This window comes from Roseibium sp. MB-4, from assembly GCF_053005265.1.
The window spans coordinates 80,686-99,982 of the sequence record NZ_JBRKQB010000003.1; the positions used below are offsets into that span (position 1 = coordinate 80,686).

Consider the following 19,297-nt stretch of genomic DNA (forward strand, 5'->3'; position numbering starts at 1 on the left):
GTCAATCAGAGCCCGTTAACCGGCACTTTCAGGAATGTTTTTCCGCTCTCATCAGCGGGCGGCAATTTTCCGGCGCGCATGTTCACTTGAAGGGACGGAATGATGAGCTTCGGCATATCCAGCTGGGCGTCACGCTCGGTCCGGAAACGGACGAACTCTTCCCGTGTCTTGCCGCCGCCGACGTGAATGTTGTGCGCTTTTTCATCGCCCACCGTGGTTTCCCATGCGATGTCTCGGCCGTTCGGGCCGTAATCGTGGCACATGAACAGGCGCATATCGTCCGGAAGGGCGAGAACCTTCTGGATGGAATCATAGAGTGTACCGGCGTCCCCGCCCGGAAAGTCTGCGCGCGCAGATCCGCCATCCGGCATGAACAAGGTGTCGCCCGCAAACGCCGCATCGCCCATGACATGCACCATGCAGGCCGGTGTGTGGCCCGGTGTATACATGGCAAAGGCGGTCATTTCGCCGATCTGATACGTGTCGCCATCCTTGAACAGGCGATCGAACTGGCTGCCGTCACGCTGGAATTCGGTGCCCTCGTTGAAAACCTTGCCGAAGGTTTCCTGAACAACTGTAATCTGTTCACCGATGCCGAGCTTGCCGCCCAGCTTTTCCTGAATGTACGGCGCGCCGGACAGGTGATCGGCATGAACATGCGTTTCAATCAGCCATTCAAGATCCAGGTCTTTATCCTGAATGTAGGTGATGATTTCATCGGCATGGTCGTATGTGATGCGGCCGGCCGCGTAGTCGATGTCCATCACACTGTCGACGACCGCGCAGGCTTTTGACGCCGGATCCTTGACCACATAGCTGATCGTGTTTGTGGCCGGATCAAAAAACGCTTTGACCTCTGGAACAATGGCCATATCGACCGGATAGTTCGAGGAACTCATTGTGTGTCTCCCGTTGTCTGGCTTCGCCAGTTCTATTCTCAGGCTTGGGCCGGACTGGGGCGTGAACCCAGTGTTGTGATCCAGCGCGCCACCAAAATCCCTGCGACAATCGCTGCACCTGTCAGCAATGGACCGCTCAGCCCAAGACCGAGGACCGGAACCAGTCCGCCTGGGCAGAAGCCGCTCATGCCCCAACCTATGCCGAAGATAGCCGATCCGCCGATCAGTTTTATATCCAGATCTGTTTTTGTCGGCAGCGAAAACTCGGCGGCCAGGACCGGAGAGTTCATGCGGAAAGCGAGCCGGTATCCAATTGCGGCAACCGTTAGGGCACCGCCCATAACGAAGGCCAGACTTGGATCCCAAGTGCCCGCAACATCAAAGAAATTTAGGACCTTGGCCGGATTGCCCATTCCGGAAATCAAAATACCTGTCCCGAAAACAAGGCCAATCGCGAATGCTGAAAGAAGCCGGATCATGATTAACCTCCAAACACGTGACGGATGAGGAAAACGGTCACGGCGCCGGTTGCCATGAAGGTCATGGTCGCAACGATAGAACGGGCGGACAGGCGGGACATCCCGCAAACGCCATGTCCGCTGGTGCAGCCCGAGCCGAGCGTGGTCCCGACACCGGTTAAGAACCCTCCGGCAAGCAAAAGCGCAGGCGAAGATGGGATGCTGATTTCTGGCAGTTGCCCGGTAGCGCCAAACAGAACCAGCGGGCTTGTGACCATGCCGGCGATAAAGGCTGCGCGCCACGCCCAGTCGGAATTGATGTTCAGGCTCAGCAGCCCGCCGACAATGCCATTGATCCCGGCAATGCGGCCATGGACAGCCATCAAGGCGACGGCGGCAAGTCCGATCAGCAGGCCGCCTGAGAAGCTGAGTATGGGTGTGAATTCGGTCATGGGGATCCTCATTACGTTATTTTCGAATATATGAATATAAGACAAAAGATGCAAGCGGTGAATTAAGTGACTGCCCAGAGTTTCCTAAGGGAAAGCGCGTGCTGGTCAAAGGCTGGAAAATCCGGCATGGTCAGATGAAACCTGAGCGTCGGAGGGGCTATGAAAACGCAAAACTTGTTGGCTGTATTGGTGTTTTCCACGTTCGCGTGTCTTCAATCGTTGCAAGCCTATGCAGATGAGGATGCCTACAAACTGCCATTGAAGCTTTTCGGCAAAGACGAAATTGTCGGTGGAATTTCTCCGTGTCATTTGTCGTTCTGGCAGCAGAACCGCGACCCTGAGACAGACAAATATGCGTATCTTTTCCATGCAAACCAGGAGAGCGATGGTTTTACCGGACCGGGATTGGTGGAGATCGGAGACAAGTTCTACAGCGTAAACGAGCTCGTCTATGGCGGCGAACCCATCGAAGGCCATGGCACTCAATATCTGTTTGCAAGCGATGATCGGGAAATAAAAGTCCAGATCGAACTTCTCGACGTCACGTTCCGAAATGACGCCTTTTATTTTGACAAGGCCAAGGTAACTGTCATCCAGAAGGGCAAACTGCCTTTCACGGCGAACGCCAAAGGGGTCAGCGGTTGCCCGAAAAACGCATCGCAACCACAGACGGCCTCAGCCAGCCCGGACTTGCCTGCAGGTATACCGATCGGTTACGAGCGGTACTTGGCAGATATGTCCGAAATCCCGGCCGTATTGCGCCAGCAAATGCGCGATTACGCGAGCGATGCCTGCGACATCGATGGCCAGTTTGCCTGGTCGGGCGCGCGTTATGTGATCAACGATTATTATCTGATGTGGCAAATCCCTTGCTTTCAAGGTGCCTATCAGGGTTCCGGTGTCTTTGCAGTAACTCAGAACCCGCCGCAAGACTGGGGCGAATTGTTGACCTTACCAAATCCCCCGGGGTTGGAGGGCAATCAGAACTATTCAGCGATGAATGCCAAGGTGCTGGGATCGTCCGGCCACATTGAAACCACCGAATTTAGCCGGGGCGCGGGCGACTGTGGCGTCTATCAGGTGTTTCGCCTGATCGATGGGCCGGGCGAAGTCCTTGAGTTGGAACTTCTCGAGTATCGGGAGAAGATCGACTGTGACGGGAGTGCGCCTGAACCCAACACCTGGCCTTTGGCCTACCGGGCGCAATAACTCAGTCTGCAACAGGAGTTGAAAGGCCGGGCGGTTCGGGCAGGCGCGCCAGCACAACATGCGAGAGGTTTGCGCGCTGCCGGGTCTCGGCACCTGGTATGAGACGGGCCGGATTGACTTCAACACCGGGAAGCTCCCGGTCCATTTTAGGGCCAGAGAACTCACCCATGGGCCTCAGAATGTCTTCGTGGACGACGCTGCCAAGATAAAGGGGTTCCAGCGTCCCGCCTTCGAGGACTTCATACCGGCTGGGCCATAAACGCATGACCCAGCGACCGCCCTCCGCGCCATCGGCATCGTTGCGGATCAGGATCAGGTCCGGTTGGCGGCCATTCTGGCTGCGCGGCAGTATCGGAAGAGAATCTGGCGGGGTTTCGCCTTCCACAAAGCCGCCTGCTGTCGACAGTGACCACTTTGGCGGATGCACCCAGCCGTCTTTCGAAGCAATGTCAGCAAAAGCTTCAAGCGGACCGGCGTATTGAATGACGAGCGGTTCTTCGGTTTCCCCGTCAATTCCGATCCGGTGTGCCGGTAGGCTTTGCCAGGTTCCGCCTCTCCAGTCGCTCGCCTGGATGATTTCTTTGTGGATTTGCGGCGCGTAAGTGACCAGACCAGCATCGAAGGAGCGGGCCACATGCCAGCCACCGAACCCGGCAAGCATCCCGCAAACGATCGCTGTGAGGGTCAAACGCCCGATTTTCTCGTTGTGGATCGGGCCGAAAACGAAGGCGAAGGCGGACACGATGGCCGTGCCGAACAAGAGCCCGGCCAACACATCCGACATCCAGTGCGCACCAAGATAGATCCGCGAGAACCCGATGGTGATGACATAGGCGACAGTGACTGTGAAAATACCCGCCTTCACCCAGCGGCTGCGGTCATGGGCAATCAGGACTGCACAGATACCGAATAGAACGGTGTTGAGCGTGGCATGGCCGCTCGGAAAGCTGAAAGAGTCGGCTCCTGTGTAAAGCTCCATGGGCCGGGAGCGGTGCAGCATCAATTTCAGCAACGGCACGAAAATGGCCGTGCCGGCAATCGCGATGACAAACCCGATGCCGCGGCGCCAGGCCTTTCGGAAGAACAGATAGGATGCCACGGCAAGTGCAATCGCAGTCACGACGATGCCGTCCCCCAGTGTGGTCATGAAGACCATGATCTTGTCGCCGACGGGCGTTCTGAGGCTGTCAAAGAGGTTCAGAATGGCAAGGTCCGCGCGAACCATCGGTTCGTTTGGAGCGACTTCACCAATCAGCCAGAAGAAGGCCGGCATCGTGATGAGGATAAGCACCGTCGAGGCCAGCATTCCCGCAGAGCGGGGATGAGCTGGATCGAAGTTGCGTCCAATCCATTGCGAGATCCGGTCAGGCCGCCGGGCAAACCAGCGTGCGATGGCCGAATGCGCGTTTGGAAACAGGGGCAGAATAATGAGGATCAACCACCGGCCCAGCATAACCGCCAGGAAGATCACCAGCAGAAGCGCGCCGAGAACCAGCGCAAGGCGGCCGCTGATCTGACCGATCGCATGAAGCGCGGACCCGGCAATGACGCCCGGCGCGATGTGCGCCACGCTCCATGCAATGGCAGAGGTGAAGTTGACCACCGAAAACCGGGTGAAATTCATACCGGCCATGCCGGCGATGCCCGGAACCACGGATTTCACACCTGGAACGAAGCGGCCGATAAAGACGCTCTTGCCGCCATGTTGTTTAAAGAACTCCTCGCCGCTTTCGACCACGTTGCGGTACTTGTTCAGCGGCCACATGCTTTTGATCTTGTCTTTGAAAGCCCAGCCAATCCAATAGGAGATCGCATCTCCTGCGGTTGCGCCAAGCGTTGTCCAGATGAGCAGCGGCATCAGATCAAGCTTGCCCAGGCCAACAAGGGTGCCGGCACCCACCAAAACAACAGTGGTTGGAACAAACAATCCGATCAGGAACAATGCCTCGCCCATGGCTGCCAAAAAGCAGATCAACCCGGCAAGCGATGGGTTCTCGGCGATGAAATGCAGGATGGGATCAAGGAAGTCTGTCACGGAAATCCGGCGGTCTCTAAGAAGGTGCTGGCACTGTTATAACCCGGCTCCGTGATATTCGGATGCAGGCAGGGTTTCATATATGTGCTGATCGCATCCTCCAACAGGGAAAATGCAGTTTCCCTTGGCGCATTATGCCCGTCTCCATCGATGGTGTGGTTTTTTCAGGTTTGCTGTTTCACAATGCGGCTTCATGGTTCGTGACCGGAGGACGCAATGTTCGAATCTGCCCGCATGCCGCAAAAAATGACCAAAAAGTCCTTCAAGAAACTTGAACCGGAACTTCGGGAGGCGCTGTTGGCGGCGCAGCTTCCGGTGATTGAGAAGCAGCAATTTTCCACACTCATCCTGGTTGATGGCCTTGATGGGGCGGGCAAGGGCGAGGCGGTTGCCCGGCTTTATGGCTGGATGGATGCACGGCATCTCGTGTGCAATGCTTATGGCGAACCCATGGATGAGGCCCGGTTGCGCCCGCCCTTGTGGCGTTATTGGCGGGATTTGCCGGCCAAGGGCGAAACCGCGATTGTTTTCGGTAGCTGGTATCAGTCCCTGTTGCGCGACCGCATTTACAAAAAGATCGACGAGGATGCTTTCGAGAAGGGTTTGGTTCGGATCCGGCGTTTTGAGGAGATGCTAGCGAACGAAGACGTTCTCATCCTCAAGTTTTGGTTTGTCCTTCCCAAGGATGTTCAAAAGGAACGTTTGAAGAAGATCGAAAAGAAAAATGCTGGCCGGCATGTCCTGGCAGACTGGGCGGCCTTGAAGCACCATAAGAAAGCCAGTGAAACCGGTGAGAAGATTATCCTGGAAACCAGTATGGGGTTTGCCCCCTGGTTTGTGATCCCCTCGCAAGATCCGGAGTACCGCGACGTGGCTCTTGGGCAGACAGTCGCAAGATCTATGCAGCTCAAGCTTGAAGATGGCGAGCCCACCTCGGTCGCAGCGCCGCCTGTGGTGGGAGGGCTGAAGCGGGAAACCGCGGTCGACGCGATCGATTTGACCGAGACACTGGAGAAGACCGAATACGAAGAACTCAGAAAAAAGTACCAGGACCGGCTCTCCGAACTCTCAGACCGCAAGTCGATGTCAAAGACCGGTGTTGTCCTCGTTTTCCAAGGAAATGATGCGGCTGGCAAAGGCGGCGCCATCCGGCGTTTGATCCGGCCGCTAGACCCACGGATCTATAAGGTGCATTCGATTTCGGCGCCAACCGATGAAGAAAAGGCACGCCCTTATCTTTGGCGGTTTTGGCGCCGCGTACCGCGAAAAGGACATTTCGCCATTTTTGACCGGTCTTGGTACGAGCGGGTTCTTGTAGAGCGTGTCGAGGGTTTTGCCGGTCACGATGACTGGCTGCGCGCTTACAACGAGATCAACGAGTTCGAGCAGGAGCTCACGGACTTCGGATACACTGTGTGCAAATTCTGGCTGGCCATTTCGGAAGAAGAACAGCTCCGGCGGTTCAAGGCCCGCGAGGAAACCGTGTACAAGCAGCACAAGATCACTGACGAGGATTGGCGCAACCGTCTTAAATGGGACCAGTACGCCATTGCCGCCGGCGATATGGTCGACCGAACTTCAACCCACTATGCACCGTGGACGTTGGTTTCCGCAGAAAACAAAAAACACGCGCGGGTCAAGGTTTTGAAGACCATCTGCGACCGTTTGGACGAAGTCCTGTAATCTTGGCCGGGCCCGTTTGGAGCCCGAGCCTGGATTGTTGCGGGGCGCTCTAAAGAGCCCCGGCCAGAGTGTCGATCGCGGCCTGAACGCCGCCCTTTTCATGAGGGATGTCAAGCTTCGCAAGACCGAGCTCGATCGCGGACAGCGTACCGAGCGTCATGACAGCGTTCACGTGACCCATATGGGCAATCCGGATGCCTTCATTGGAAAGCTCTCCGATTGTCCCTCCGATGGTGACGCCGCAAACTTCCTTGGTGAAGTCGCGCAGTGGCTCGGGATCCGTATCCTTGAGCCGAACCACCGTGACACTGTCGGAGCGGTGGCGCGGATCTTCGATGTTGAATTCCAGAACACCGCCTTTGGCCCACTGGCTTACGGCCGCCCTGGTCGCATCCGCCAAGAGTTTATGACGGTTCCAAACCTGCTCAAGACCCTCGTCGAACACAAGATCGAGCGCTTTCCGGAACCCGAACAGCAGATGCTCCGGCGGCGTGCCACAGTATTTTTGGTAGTGAACAGGGCCTTGCCGGAACGTCCAGTCAAAATAGTTGGTTCGAAGATTTGCGGTTTCGTGCGCCTTGTCTGCCTTTGGCCCGGCGGCGACAAAGGAAAGGCCTGGCGGTGACATCAATCCTTTCTGAGAACCGGTCAAGGCGACGTCGATCCCCCATTCATCCATTTCGAAGGGAATACATCCGAGCGATGCGATGGTGTCGACCATGAAAAGGGCAGGGTGCTTGGCGGCATCAATGGCTCTTCGCAGAGCCTGAATGTCATTCCAGACCCCGGAGGCTGTATCAACCTGAACAACGAGGATTGCCTTGATCTCGTGTTCGGTATCCTCCCTCAGACGCGCCTCGAGTTTGGCCGGATCGACCGCTGTGCGCCAAGTCCCGGGAAGAACCTCGACATTCAGATCCAGGAGTTTTGACGCCTCTCCCCAACCGGCTGCAAACAAACCGGAATGAAGCGCCAGGATCTTGTCACCGCGGTTGAGTGTGTTGGTGAGGGCGGCATCCCAGGCGCCATGTCCGTTGGCCGCGTAAATGTACGTCTTGCCTTCTGTCCGGAAAAGCTGTTTCAGGCCGGAAAGGCAAGCGTCCGTGGTTTCCAGCAAGGGGCCTTCATAGATGTCGATCGCTGGCCGATGCATGGCCCTCAAAACTTCTTCAGGGACATTGGTTGGTCCCGGAATCATCAAAAACTCCTTGCCATATCGCAGCGGCATGGCGGCATCCTTTTTAAATGCAGGGGCTTAGCCCCGAATGAGCTGAAATGAGTGCGGCCGGACGGGCCGGGCGGGTCAGTCTTCACAATTGCGCGCCAGAGGCCATCGGTCAAGAGTGCATGTTTCTTGCTCCAATGGAAGCATAGATGCAAGTCGGGGGCAAAAAAGAGCCAAATGATGAATGAAGGAGATGAAAGTCGAGCCTTTTGTGGCTATTTCGGTCGCGCAGGTGCCAATGTTCAATCGCCGGAAGGGCTGTGATTGCTTCGTAAGACAAATTCAGGGTTTGTTTCTTCGGAATCTGTCTTGTTTCCGTAAAGGAAATTATACAAGCTGGTCGCTGGACAAGATCGTCAACTGGGCGGTGCAGTATGATTGTGGTCGAAGAGGGGGCCAGCCCTCTTGTTTTGTGTTTGCCGCATACCGGTACAGATGTGCCGGCAGTGATCGGAAAACGGCTGAATGCGACTGGTCGGTTGCAGACGGACCTGTCCTGGCGTCTTGAGGACGTCCTGCGGTTATCCTCCGATCTCAATGCAACAATCATCCGCTCAACCATCTCCCGGTATGTCATTGACCTTGATCGCGATTTGGAAACTCCTCTGAGCGCTTCTGAAGACCCGAAGACTGCGCTTTGTCCGGTGACCACCCTCGACGGCAAGCGCATCTATTTGGATGGAGAGGAGCCGGGAGCAACCGAAGTCGAACAACGGGTCCTTTTGTTTGCAAGGCCATTCGAAAAAGCTGTACAGCAGCAGGTGTCCCGGCTGTCCAGGATGCACCGCAAGGTGATCGTAATCGATTGCCAATCCATGCGATCTCATATCAAGGGCGTGACGGACAAAGGCCTGCCGGTCATCAGTGTTGGCAGTGCAGAAGGGACGGCCTGCGATCCCGATTTGCTGAACCTGGTCGTCGGCTCCTTCAAGAGCCAGCAGGGATACACGGTCGGTGTCGATGAACTTTTGAAAGGGGGTCATTTGACGCGGACCTATGGCCGGCCGGAGCGCGGCCTTCACGCCTTGTCACTTTTGATTGCCCAGCGAGCCTATTTGCGCCACGAATCGCCGCCCTTCGAGCCAGACAAGAGCCGGGTGCAGCGCTTGGGGAGCTTGCTTGAGGACACTTTCTCACGGGCCATTGACTGGGCGCGAATGGAGAACAATCAGTCTTATCCAAGCCATCCGTCGGCTGCTCAAGAACAGGAGGCAACTGTGAGCCCTCCGACGGAAGACGAAGCAGCCAATGACACCCATGGGCCTGCAGGCGAACGCCCTGGCCAGCCACCCACAATGCTCCAGGTTGCCGAATAGAAGCTGGTTGTCCGCAGGGAGAAGATCTCAGACGACGTTTTTCTCGACAATCGGACGATCGGCAGCCAGGCGATCGAACGCCAGCGGTGTGAGATCCAGCGTTTGATAAGTGCCCGTAGCAATCAGCTCTGACAAGCCACGTCCGACGGCAGGCGATTGCTGCAGCCCGTGACCGGAAAAACCGAGCGCCATATAGAACCCGTCAACGCCTGCAACGCCGCCCAAAAACGCATTGTGATCAAAAAGGTTCATATCGTAGGTGCCGGCCCAAGCAGCACCGGGCTTGATCGCTTCAAAGGCGGGCACGCGGTTGGCGAGAACGGGCCAGATGTGTTCTTCAAAGAGCCCGTAATCGACATCGAAGTCAGTCGCGTCCGGATCTTGATCTTCGGGCGGTGCGGATCCGCAGATATAGCCTGTGCCTTCCGGGCGGACATATGTCCCGGTCGGGTCGATGAGAAGCGGGAATTTCGCAAGGTCATCCCGGCATTCGAACGTGAACACGCACCGTTTTTTCGGAACGATCGGCACATCAATCCCGGCCTGGCGGCAAATGTCCGCACCGCCGGAGGCCCCGGTGCAATTGACCACGATTGGTGTTGAGACAGTGGCCCCATCGGGGAGGCGCACAGACCAGTACCCAGCGCCCTCTCTCTCAATTGCCGCTTTTCGGGAAAAATAATCTACGCCGAGAGACCGGGCCTTCTTGCGGAAGGCCTGCATCAAGCCGTAGCCGTCGAACCAGCCTTCTCCCGTGAGGCCATGACACCCTGCAGCCAGATCACTCGTGTTGAGCCATGGAAATTTCGCTACAAGGCCGTCTGCATCATAATATCCGATGTCTGCGCCCAGCTCTTGTTGCAGTTGGTGGTTTTCCTGGAGGATGTGTTGCTTGTCCGGCGTTGCCAGAAAGAGATACCCGCCTTCATGAAGGTCAATCACGGGGCGGTTGCCATCCACCGCGAGTTGGGCACCGATTTCCCGGAGATACTTTATGCCATAGAGCGAGATCTCGATGTTGATCGCGCTGGAGAATTGCTGGCGGATGGAAGCTGCCGAGCGCGCAGAGGCGCATATCTCATATGAGGGATCTGCCTCAACGACGATAATGCGTCCTGAGAAGTCCTCGCGCTGGGCAAGATGACAGGCAACGGAAGAGCCCATGACGGCTCCGCCAAGGATTACGACATCCGCGGTTTGGTGCGTCATATGGCCCCCAGAAGAAGGAAGCGGGCCAAACGGCCCGCCTCAAAAGTCAATTCTTAGAAAAATGCCTGCAAGCCGGTCTGGGCACGGCCAAGGATCAGCGCATGAACATCATGCGTGCCTTCATAAGTGTTGACCGTTTCCAGGTTCTGGGCGTGGCGCATGACATGGTATTCCTCGGAAATCCCGTTGCCGCCATGCATGTCGCGGGCCTGGCGGGCGATGTCCAAGGCCTTGCCGCAGTTGTTGCGCTTGACGATGGAAATCATTTCCGGAGCCATTTGACCGGCATCGAACAGCTGTCCGACGCGAAGCGCAGCCTGAAGGCCAAGAGCGATTTCGGTTTGCATGTCGGCGAGTTTCTTCTGGAAGAGCTGGGTTTGTGCCAGTGGACGACCGAACTGCTCGCGGTCGAGGCCATATTGGCGTGCGCGAGTCCAGCAGTCTTCGGCGGCGCCCATCGCGCCCCAGGAAATGCCGTAGCGGGCCCGGTTAAGGCAGCCAAACGGGCCCTTCAGACCTGATACATTCGGCAGCAGGGCATCTTCACCAACTTCCACGTTGTCCATCACGATCTCGCCGGTGATGGATGCACGCAGCGACAGCTTGCCACCAACTTTCGGGGCGCTCAGACCCTTCATGCCTTTTTCCAGGACAAAGCCGCGTATTGCGCCGTCATGAGCTTCGGACTTTGCCCAAACAACAAAAACGTCCGCGATCGGCGAGTTGGAAATCCACATCTTGGAGCCGGTCAGCTTGTAGCCGCCGTCGATCTTTTCAGCGCGCGTGCGCATACCGGCCGGATCAGATCCTGCGTCCGGTTCTGTAAGTCCGAAACAGCCGACATATTCGCCGCTGGCGAGTTTCGGCAGATACTTGTTCCGCTGCTCTTCAGATCCGTAAGCGTAGATCGGGTACATCACCAGGGAGGACTGAACGCTCATCATGGAGCGGTAGCCGCTGTCAACGCGTTCAACTTCCCGGGCAACCAGACCGTAAGCAACATAAGAGGCGCCTGCCCCGCCATATTCTTCCGGCAGGGTAACTCCCAGCAGGCCGAGTTCACCCATTTCGTTGAAGATTTCGCGATCGGTCTTTTCTTCGCGATAAGCCTCGATGACCCGCGGCAGCAGCTTGTCCTGAGCGTAGGAGCGGGCCGTGTCCATGATCAGCTGCTCGTCCTCTTTCAGCTGATCGCGAAGACGGAATGGGTCTTGCCAGTCGAAAACGCCGCCGCCAGCTGGGGCTGATTTCACATTTGCCGGTGCATTCATAACAGATCTCCCGGGCCAAACAGGTGCTGGCCGCAATCGTTTCAAGGCGCCTTATTCAAGGCATGTCATTCTGTTTCAGACAGAGTTGCCTGATTTATGTTTGCGGAAAAGCGAATTCTCCTCCATCATTCATTACCAAATGGAATGAACTAGGAAGTTCGCAAGGTATGAAACGGGCATTTGTGCCGCCCGCGGACACCCTCATCGCGTTTGAGTGTGCGGCCCGCCATCTCAGCTTTACCCGTGCAGCGGAAGAGTTGCACCTGACCCAAGGCGCTGTCTCCAAACAGGTGCGTCAGCTCGAAGACCGGTTGGGTGTGGAGTTGTTCCGCCGCGTACGTCAGCGGATCGTTCTGACTGATGCCGGGCGGCTATACCTTCATGATATCCGGGGCGCTCTGGAACAAATGACGCTCGCCACGCGTCAGGTAATGTCGTTTGCAGGCAGCGCAGATGTACTCAATCTTGCGGTCTTGCCAACATTCGGCACTCGTTGGCTGGCGCCGCGTATTGCCGACTTTATCCGCCGATATCCGGACGCGGGTCTGAACTTGAGCGTCCGGCTGCAGCCTTTCGATTTCGACGAAGAGCCTTTCGATGGCGCCATCCACCATGGGGATCCCGTCTGGGCGGGGGCAATTGCCGAACAACTATTTGACGAAGAAGTCATCCCCGTTGCCTCTCGCGTTTTTCGGGACCGGCATAACATCCGTGTGCCGGAGGATTTGACGCGGGTGCCACGTTTGCAATTGGCGACCCGTCCACTGGCCTGGCGGCACTGGTTTGAAAGTGCCGGTGTGGAAACGGATGCGGCTTTCCAAGGTGCCAGGTTCGAGCAGTTTGTCATGATTACGGAAGCTGCGATCCACCACGCGGGCGCCGCGCTCATCCCCCGCTTCTTTATCGAGCAGGAGCTTGCTTCCGGCCGACTGGTGCGTTTGTTTGATGTTCCGCCGGAGCACGAAACAGCTTACTTCTTTGTCTATCCGGAAGGCCGGACCATGCGCCCAGTCGTTGCGGCCTTCCGCAAGTGGCTGGCTGAGGAAGCCCGGTCGGCGAGAACCGACCGGGAGACGATGTTGCCTGGATGATCCAGGCCGATTGTATTTGGAGAGTCCTTTGAGCAAACGTCACTTGCGTCTGATTCTAAACGGTAAATCTGCAGGCCGGGCCGATGTCCGTGCTGCTGTGGATGCGGTTCGGAACATGGGTCACGAAGTCTCGGTGCGCGTTACTTATGAGGCCGGAGATACCGAGCGGTTTGCTCTCGAGGCTCTGAAAGAGCATCAGGACAAGAAGATCGATGTTCTGGTGAGCGGCGGCGGCGACGGAACAATTCATGCTGTGGTGGACGGTGTTCTCGATGGACTTGAGGCGGAGGAAAAGCCCTCGTTTGCGTTCGCGGTTTTGCCGCTCGGAACCGCCAACGACTTCGCCCATCACATCCGGCTGGACCCATCGGACATCGTCTCATCCTTCCGCTTTGCCGCAAGAGGCAAACCCAAGCCAACGGACATTGGAACTGTGAATGGCCGTGTCTTCGTGAACATGGCGACCGGCGGCTTTGGGACGAGGGTGACCGCGGAAACGGATCCGAACCTGAAGAAGTTGTTGGGCGGGGCCGCCTATCTCTTCACCGGGATCAACCGGTTTTCAGAGCTTGCCGCCTGCGAAGGCCGGATCGAAACCGATGGGTTTTCGTGGGAGGGCGCGTTCATGGCGCTTGCCATCGGTAATGGCCGCCGCGCCGGCGGCGGGATAAGGTTATGCCCAACAGCCGAACTGGATGACGGATTTCTTGACCTCACCATTCTGCCGATGCCGGATCGAAACCGAGTGACAGAGTTCCTGTCCATCGTGCTTGAGGGGGACCCGGAACGTATTCCGGAAATTGCCATTATGCGCAAAGTGAAGTCGCTGAGGATCGAGGCAGATAACCAGGTCCAGGTGAACCTCGATGGCGAGCCGCTGCACGCCTCCCAACTGGAAATCGAGACCCATCCGGCGCGAATTGAAATGATACGCTAGCGAACCGTTAGCGGGCTTTCTGTGAAAATCAATACGGTCCTTAGTAGAAGTGCGGCGCGGAATGATCGGCCTTAATGATGGATATGAGGCGATCAAGCGTCGATGTAATTGACAGCCGTTCGGGTAGATATTGGGCGCAAGTCAGGCCAAGAGTTCCAAAGGGCGTGCTCCAGACAAGAGGACATACGGCAAAGAGCTAAGCTGCAGTTGCGGAAGGTCATTTTTCTCAATGAGAAGTTTGTCTTGGTCTGAAAAACCTGCCTATGATCGCATGAAATCAACTTTGGTGTTTTTGGGAGGAAACACATGAAGGGACAGATGATGCATCGTCCGCTGAAAATTGCGGACCTCATCACTTTTGCTGCTGATACCTTTCCGGACAGCGAAATCGTTTCCGTACGAACCGAAGGTGATATTCACCGGACCACATACGGTGAAACGGCTAAACGTATTGCCCAACTGGCGCATGGCCTGCAGGGGCTGGGGATCGAAGTCGGGGATCGCATCGCGACCCTTGCCTGGAACGGATACCGCCATTTTGAGCTGTATTACGGTATCTCCGGGATTGGGGCGGTCTGCCATACGATCAACCCGCGGCTCTCCGCAGAGCAGATGATCTACATCATCAATCACGCGAAAGACCGTTTGCTTTTTGTTGATCTCACCTTTGTCCCGATCATAGAGAAGCTGCGCGAACACCTGCCTGCCGATCTGCGTGTCGTCATCATGACCGACCGGGCGCATATGCCGGAAACATCACTGGAGGGTGTTCTCTGTTATGAAGAGATCCTGGGCGGTCAGCCCGATCACATGGATTGGCCGGATTTCCCGGAAGAGACTGCCGCAGGCCTCTGCTACACCTCCGGCACAACGGGCAATCCAAAAGGGACTTTGTATTCCCACCGGTCCACGGTCCTGCACGCCTACAGTTTGTGCGTAACTCTCCCGAAGGTTCTACAGGAAGGCAGCCGTATTCTGCCGGTTGTCCCACTGTTTCATGTCAATGCCTGGGGGCTGCCCTATTCTGCGCCGCTGTCCGGCGCCAGCATGATCTTCCCGGGCGGCGCGCTGGACGGCAAATCCCTCTACGATCTGATGGAGGGCGAGAAGGTGTTTTCCGCTTGGGGCGTTCCGACGGTCTGGCTCGGTCTCATGAATGAAATCAACCAGCGTGGCCGGCTGCCTGATGGCCTTGGCGATATCGTCGTCGGCGGGTCTGCCGCGCCGCGCTCCCTGATCGAGGGGTTTGAAAAGCAGGGTGTTAATGTCTGCCACGCCTGGGGCATGACCGAAATGAGCCCGCTCGGTACGCAAGGCAATCTGCCGCCGCGCATGGACGATTGGAGCATGAAGGACCGGATTGACCGGAAACAATCCCAGGGGCGGCGGGTTTTTGGTGTCGATCTCAAAATCGTCGACGATGAGGGCAACCGCCTACCGCATGACGGCAAGACGCCGGGTCATCTCTATGTGCGCGGAAACTCGATTACGTCGGGCTATTTTGAGAATCCGGAAGCCTCAAAACTGGTGTTTGACGAAGAAGGCTGGTTCTGCACCGGGGATATCGCTGCGATTACATCCGACGGTTTCCTGGTTATCACCGACCGGTCCAAGGACCTTATCAAGTCCGGCGGGGAATGGATCAGCTCGCTCGATCTGGAAAACATCGTCATGTCCCATTCCGGCGTTGCCAATTGCGCCGTGATTGCCGTGCCGCATCCAAAGTGGGACGAGCGCCCGCTCCTAATCATTCAATCGAAAGACGACGATGCGCCGCCGCCAAAGGACGAACTTCTTGAGATGCTGGGCGAGCATTTTGCCAAATGGCAGTTGCCGGATGACGTCGTTTATGTCGATGCGCTCCCGCTGACGGCGACCGGCAAAGTATCCAAACTCACCCTCCGCAAAAACTTCGCAGAAGGCGCAGCATGACCCCGGATAAACTGTTCAGTCTCGCTGGCAAGACAGCCCTTGTCACAGGTGGGGCAACCGGCATCGGCCGCATGGCCGCTGAGGGCCTCTGCGCAGCTGGCGCACGGGTCCTCATTGCCAGCCGCAAGGAGGAGGCTTGCCTTCGGGCAGCCGAGGATCTCAATGCGCTGGGCTATTCCGGCAAGGTGGAAGGGTTCGGCGGGGATGTCGCGACAGAGGACGGTATTGCGGCACTCACATCTGAAATTGGAAAGCGCACCGATAAGCTCGACATTCTGATGAACAATGCCGGGACCAGTTGGGGCATGCCGCTCGGCCAATTCCCCTATGAAGCTTGGGACCGGGTGATGCGCTTGAACGTGACCGGCCTCTTCCATCTGACCCAAAGCCTGCTGCCGATGCTGGAAGCGTCTGCATCGGATGACGATCCAGCTCGGGTGGTCAATGTCGGTTCGGTGATGGGCGAAACCCCGCATGGCGACCGGGCCTACAGCTATGCCGCGTCTAAGGCAGCTGTCCATCACTTGACCCGGATCCTGGCTAAGGAACTTGCGGACAAGCGGATCACCGTCAACGCTCTGGCTCCCGGACCGTTTGTCAGCAAGATGACGGCCTTTGCAACTGCAGACGAAGACACCCGCAGCCGGGTGGGGGCGCAAGTGCCACTTGGCCGTGTTGGCAAACCTGAAGACATCGCAGCGATCCTGCAGTTTCTCTGCGGGGCAGGCGGCGGCTACATCACTGGAGCGATTATTCCGGTCAGCGGCGGCATCAACGTGGAAACCGGTCCGGACCTGTTTCAGGAGGCCTATAGTTGATCCCGGATCTGGATGACACTGACCTGCCTGTCGAGGCCTTGAGCGGTCTCGTCGGCAAGGACGTCGGCGTGTCATCGTGGCATCTCATCGATCAGGCCATGATCGATGCCTTCGCGGATGTCACCAGGGATCATCAATACATTCATGTCGACCCGGCGGCTGCTGCCAGGACACCCTTTGGCGGAACGATCGCGCATGGCTTTCTAACCCTGTCTCTTTTGTCCGCCATGGGCCTCGAGGCGCAGCCCAAAATCAGGGGTATGACCATGGGGATCAATTATGGATTTGACCGGGTCCGGTTCTTGAGCCCAGTGAAGTCCGGATCCCGCATCCGGGGCCGGTTTGTCTTGAAAGACGTCAGAGCGGTAAAGCCTGGCGAACTGGATATCACCTGGGCCTCGACCGTGGAGATCGAGGGCGAGAGCCGTCCGGCCCTGTCGGCGGATTGGCTCAACCGGTTCTATCTGGAGACTGGCGCACTTTAAGCCGTGCGAGTTGGGGAGGCATTTGTTGGGAGGCGAAATGCTTAAAAAACGCGAGCTGCCAAAGGCTCTGCAAAATCTGCGGCTGCCGGTCGTCGCGGCGCCGCTCTTTATCGTGTCCTGCCCCAAGCTGGTGATTGCCCAGTGCAAGGCGGGTGTGATCGGAAGTTTCCCGGCGCTCAACGCACGCGATGAAGATGGCGGTCCGGTCATGCTGGAAGCTTGGCTTCAGGAAATCACCGAGGAACTCGACCGTCACAACCAGGCCAATCCGGACAATCCGGCAGCCCCGTTTGCGGTCAACCAGATCGTGCGCAAGACCAATGAACGTCTGGAACGTGACATGGAAATCTGTGTTCGCTGGAAGGTTCCGATCTGGATTACTTCGATGGGCGCGCGGGTGGATGTTAATGAAGCTGCTCATTCCTGTGGCGGCATTGCGCTTCATGACGTGATCAACAACACCTACGCCAAAAAGGCGATCGAAAAGGGTGCCGACGGTCTCATTGCCGTGTGTGCAGGCGCTGGCGGGCATGGCGGACCGCAATCGCCATTTGCCTTAATCCGTGAAATCCGGGAGTGGTTCGACGGCCCGATCCTTGCCGGTGGCGCTGTGTCGACCGGAGAGGCGCTGCTGGCCGCGCGAGTCCTCGGCGCCGACTTCGGTTATGTCGGCTCACCGTTCGTTGCAACACATGAGGCGGATGCAGCGGATGTCTACAAGGACATGATGGTTGCAGGCAGTGCGGAAGATGTCATCACGACAGCTGTTTTTACCGGCCATCCGGCCACATACCTTAGGTCATCAATCACCAAGGAAGGCCTCGATCCGGACAATCTACCGACGGACTGGAAGCCGTCGATCCTGCCGGATGGTGATGATTTACCGAAAGCCTGGCGGGACATTTGGGGTGCCGGTCAAGGGATCAATGCGGTGAAATCCGTCGGTCCGGCTGCCGAGGTCGTCAATCGTTTGGAACAGGAATACAAGGCAGCCATCTCCCGGATGCGCGCCGAGATTTGTTGAGGAATAGGTTATGGATCTTGGAGTTACGGACCGGGTGCGCCCGCTGATCGAGCAGGTGCGCCGCATGGTGGAAACCGAAATCGCGCCGCTGGATGCCGAATACCATGAGGAAGTCGGCAAACATCCCTCCGGTGACCGGTTCTTGCACACCGACCGGCAGATCGAAATCCTGGAAGGGCTGAAGGCCAAGGCCAGGGAACGCGGGCTCTGGAATTTCTGGCTGACGGACAGCGAGCGCGGCTTTGGCCTGACCACAGTGGAATACGCCTATCTTGCCGAGGAAATGGGCAAGGTCGGCATCGCGGCGGAAGTCTTCAACTGCAATGCTCCGGACACCGGCAACATGGAGGTTCTGGAGCGCTATGGCACGCAAGCACACAAAGACGGCTGGCTGAAACCGCTTCTGAACGGCGATATCCGCTCCGCTTACTTGATGACAGAGCCGGACGAAGCGTCTTCGGATGCCACCAACATCGCTTTGTCTGCCGTGAAAGACGGCGATGAATGGGTGCTGAACGGTGAAAAATGGTGGGCAAGCGGGGCCGGCGACAGCCGCTGCAAGCTTTACATCGTGATGGCGCGCACCGACCCGGACGCGCATAAGCACAGCCGCCATTCCATGTTCCTGATCCCGGCCGATGCGGATGGACTGGAAGTCCTGCGGCCGATGCATGTTTTCAATACCGATGATGCACCGCACGGCCATATGCACATCCGTTTCACCAACGTGCGGGTACCGGAAGCCGATCTCGTTCTGGGTCAGGGGCGCGGCTTTGAAGTCGCGCAAGGACGTCTCGGCCCAGGCCGGATCCACCACTGCATGCGGGCGATCGGTCAGGCGGAGCGGGCCCTGGAACTCCTGTGCAAGCGGGCGCTGAGCCGGGAAGCGTTTGGCAAAAAACTCGCGGATCTCGGGGCCAACCACGACATCATCGCCAATGCGCGCATGGAAATCGAGATGGCGCGCCTGCTCTGCCTGAAAGCAGCCTGGATGATGGACACGCAAGGCACCCGTGCAGCGCAGCCCTGGATCAGCAAGATCAAAGTGATCGCACCGCTGATGGCGCTGAAAGTTGTCGACGAGGCGATGCAGGTCCATGGGGCCGCCGGGATCAGCCAGGACTTCCCGCTGGCCAGCATGTGGGCGCATTTGAGAACCCTGCGCTTTGCCGACGGGCCGGACGCGGTCCACCGGCGTCAGGTCGCCCGGGTCGAGCTTCGCAAATACACCAACGCCGGGTGAGGTTCGTTTA

At 57.4% G+C, this 19,297-nt stretch carries 17 protein-coding genes; 10 read left to right on the forward strand and 7 right to left on the reverse strand.

What is annotated here, in order from left to right; translation table 11 throughout:
• Window positions 1-5: 5 nt before the first annotated feature.
• The 3 genes from ACVDG4_RS16970 to ACVDG4_RS16980 are packed head-to-tail and all read right to left on the reverse strand — an operon-like array spanning window position 6 to window position 1,809.
• Complete coding sequence (locus ACVDG4_RS16970) at window positions 6-899, reverse strand: MBL fold metallo-hydrolase (RefSeq protein ID WP_447235977.1); 894 nt, start codon at window positions 897-899, stop codon at window positions 6-8.
• A gap of 38 nt (window positions 900-937) precedes the next feature.
• Window positions 938-1,378 (reverse strand): DUF6691 family protein, encoded by a 441-nt coding sequence (locus ACVDG4_RS16975; protein WP_447235978.1) that lies wholly within the window; start codon window positions 1,376-1,378, stop codon window positions 938-940.
• Window positions 1,379-1,380: 2 nt separating this feature from the next.
• Window positions 1,381-1,809, reverse strand: coding sequence for a YeeE/YedE family protein (locus tag ACVDG4_RS16980; RefSeq protein WP_447235979.1), 429 nt, complete (start codon window positions 1,807-1,809; stop codon window positions 1,381-1,383).
• A 159-nt stretch (window positions 1,810-1,968) separates the two neighbouring features.
• Between ACVDG4_RS16980 and ACVDG4_RS16985 the strand changes: the two genes are divergently transcribed.
• Window positions 1,969-3,018, forward strand: a complete 1,050-nt coding sequence (locus ACVDG4_RS16985) for a DUF1176 domain-containing protein (protein WP_447235980.1) — start codon at window positions 1,969-1,971, stop codon at window positions 3,016-3,018.
• A 1-nt stretch (window position 3,019) separates the two neighbouring features.
• Here ACVDG4_RS16985 and ACVDG4_RS16990 read toward each other — a convergent pair whose 3' ends face one another.
• On the reverse strand, window positions 3,020-5,053 hold the full coding sequence (locus tag ACVDG4_RS16990) for a bifunctional DedA family/phosphatase PAP2 family protein (protein ID WP_447235981.1): 2,034 nt from the start codon (window positions 5,051-5,053) through the stop codon (window positions 3,020-3,022).
• Between the two features lie 216 nt (window positions 5,054-5,269).
• Between ACVDG4_RS16990 and pap the strand changes: the two genes are divergently transcribed.
• Window positions 5,270-6,736, forward strand: a complete 1,467-nt coding sequence (gene pap / locus ACVDG4_RS16995) for a polyphosphate:AMP phosphotransferase (RefSeq protein ID WP_209171994.1) — start codon at window positions 5,270-5,272, stop codon at window positions 6,734-6,736.
• A 49-nt stretch (window positions 6,737-6,785) separates the two neighbouring features.
• On the opposite strand, the gene ACVDG4_RS17000 is transcribed toward pap, so the two are convergent.
• The gene (locus ACVDG4_RS17000; protein ID WP_447235982.1) at window positions 6,786-7,964 is read right to left on the reverse strand and encodes a pyridoxal-phosphate-dependent aminotransferase family protein; all 1,179 of its coding nucleotides are present in this window, start codon (window positions 7,962-7,964) and stop codon (window positions 6,786-6,788) included.
• A gap of 371 nt (window positions 7,965-8,335) precedes the next feature.
• On the opposite strand from ACVDG4_RS17000, the gene ACVDG4_RS17005 reads away from it, so the two are divergent.
• The gene (locus tag ACVDG4_RS17005) at window positions 8,336-9,277 is read left to right on the forward strand and encodes an N-formylglutamate amidohydrolase (RefSeq protein WP_447235983.1); all 942 of its coding nucleotides are present in this window, start codon (window positions 8,336-8,338) and stop codon (window positions 9,275-9,277) included.
• A gap of 27 nt (window positions 9,278-9,304) precedes the next feature.
• Here ACVDG4_RS17005 and ACVDG4_RS17010 read toward each other — a convergent pair whose 3' ends face one another.
• Both ACVDG4_RS17010 and ACVDG4_RS17015 read right to left on the reverse strand, forming a co-directional pair.
• Complete coding sequence (locus tag ACVDG4_RS17010) at window positions 9,305-10,486, reverse strand: NAD(P)/FAD-dependent oxidoreductase (protein ID WP_447235984.1); 1,182 nt, start codon at window positions 10,484-10,486, stop codon at window positions 9,305-9,307.
• A gap of 53 nt (window positions 10,487-10,539) precedes the next feature.
• A complete protein-coding gene (locus tag ACVDG4_RS17015; protein ID WP_133949421.1) occupies window positions 10,540-11,757 on the reverse strand; it encodes an acyl-CoA dehydrogenase in 1,218 nt (405 codons plus the stop codon).
• A 167-nt stretch (window positions 11,758-11,924) separates the two neighbouring features.
• On the opposite strand from ACVDG4_RS17015, the gene ACVDG4_RS17020 reads away from it, so the two are divergent.
• The 7 genes from ACVDG4_RS17020 to ACVDG4_RS17050 all read left to right on the forward strand — a co-directional run bounded on the left by ACVDG4_RS17020 (window position 11,925) and on the right by ACVDG4_RS17050 (window position 19,287).
• Window positions 11,925-12,848 carry a LysR substrate-binding domain-containing protein gene (locus ACVDG4_RS17020; protein ID WP_447235985.1) on the forward strand — a complete coding sequence of 308 codons (924 nt, stop codon included), beginning with the start codon at window positions 11,925-11,927 and terminating at the stop codon, window positions 12,846-12,848.
• Between the two features lie 28 nt (window positions 12,849-12,876).
• Entirely contained in the window at window positions 12,877-13,785 is a 909-nt protein-coding gene (gene yegS / locus ACVDG4_RS17025; RefSeq protein WP_447235986.1) for a lipid kinase YegS, read from the forward strand.
• Window positions 13,786-14,091: 306 nt separating this feature from the next.
• Complete coding sequence (locus ACVDG4_RS17030) at window positions 14,092-15,717, forward strand: long-chain fatty acid--CoA ligase (RefSeq protein WP_447235987.1); 1,626 nt, start codon at window positions 14,092-14,094, stop codon at window positions 15,715-15,717.
• Window positions 15,714-16,535, forward strand: coding sequence for an SDR family oxidoreductase (locus tag ACVDG4_RS17035; RefSeq protein ID WP_447235988.1), 822 nt, complete (start codon window positions 15,714-15,716; stop codon window positions 16,533-16,535). The genes ACVDG4_RS17030 and ACVDG4_RS17035 overlap by 4 nt, the downstream gene beginning before the upstream one ends.
• Window positions 16,532-17,020, forward strand: coding sequence for a MaoC family dehydratase (locus ACVDG4_RS17040; protein ID WP_306147955.1), 489 nt, complete (start codon window positions 16,532-16,534; stop codon window positions 17,018-17,020). The genes ACVDG4_RS17035 and ACVDG4_RS17040 overlap by 4 nt, the downstream gene beginning before the upstream one ends.
• A 37-nt stretch (window positions 17,021-17,057) precedes the next feature.
• Window positions 17,058-18,044 (forward strand): NAD(P)H-dependent flavin oxidoreductase, encoded by a 987-nt coding sequence (locus tag ACVDG4_RS17045; RefSeq protein WP_447235989.1) that lies wholly within the window; start codon window positions 17,058-17,060, stop codon window positions 18,042-18,044.
• Window positions 18,045-18,054: 10 nt separating this feature from the next.
• The gene (locus ACVDG4_RS17050) at window positions 18,055-19,287 is read left to right on the forward strand and encodes an acyl-CoA dehydrogenase family protein (RefSeq protein ID WP_447235990.1); all 1,233 of its coding nucleotides are present in this window, start codon (window positions 18,055-18,057) and stop codon (window positions 19,285-19,287) included.
• The last annotated feature ends 10 nt before the right edge of the window (window positions 19,288-19,297 follow it).

Coding starts and splice junctions, on each gene's coding strand:
- ACVDG4_RS16970 (WP_447235977.1), bottom strand. CDS start 899: ATGAGTTCCTCGAACTATCCGGTCGATATGGCCATTGTTCCAGAGGTC.
- ACVDG4_RS16975 (WP_447235978.1), bottom strand. CDS start 1,378: ATGATCCGGCTTCTTTCAGCATTCGCGATTGGCCTTGTTTTCGGGACA.
- ACVDG4_RS16980 (WP_447235979.1), bottom strand. CDS start 1,809: ATGACCGAATTCACACCCATACTCAGCTTCTCAGGCGGCCTGCTGATC.
- ACVDG4_RS16985 (WP_447235980.1), top strand. CDS start 1,969: ATGAAAACGCAAAACTTGTTGGCTGTATTGGTGTTTTCCACGTTCGCG.
- pap (WP_209171994.1), top strand. CDS start 5,270: ATGTTCGAATCTGCCCGCATGCCGCAAAAAATGACCAAAAAGTCCTTC.
- ACVDG4_RS17000 (WP_447235982.1), bottom strand. CDS start 7,964: ATGCCGCTGCGATATGGCAAGGAGTTTTTGATGATTCCGGGACCAACC.
- ACVDG4_RS17005 (WP_447235983.1), top strand. CDS start 8,336: ATGATTGTGGTCGAAGAGGGGGCCAGCCCTCTTGTTTTGTGTTTGCCG.
- ACVDG4_RS17010 (WP_447235984.1), bottom strand. CDS start 10,486: ATGACGCACCAAACCGCGGATGTCGTAATCCTTGGCGGAGCCGTCATG.
- ACVDG4_RS17015 (WP_133949421.1), bottom strand. CDS start 11,757: ATGAATGCACCGGCAAATGTGAAATCAGCCCCAGCTGGCGGCGGCGTT.
- ACVDG4_RS17020 (WP_447235985.1), top strand. CDS start 11,925: ATGAAACGGGCATTTGTGCCGCCCGCGGACACCCTCATCGCGTTTGAG.
- ACVDG4_RS17030 (WP_447235987.1), top strand. CDS start 14,092: ATGAAGGGACAGATGATGCATCGTCCGCTGAAAATTGCGGACCTCATC.
- ACVDG4_RS17035 (WP_447235988.1), top strand. CDS start 15,714: ATGACCCCGGATAAACTGTTCAGTCTCGCTGGCAAGACAGCCCTTGTC.
- ACVDG4_RS17045 (WP_447235989.1), top strand. CDS start 17,058: ATGCTTAAAAAACGCGAGCTGCCAAAGGCTCTGCAAAATCTGCGGCTG.
- ACVDG4_RS17050 (WP_447235990.1), top strand. CDS start 18,055: ATGGATCTTGGAGTTACGGACCGGGTGCGCCCGCTGATCGAGCAGGTG.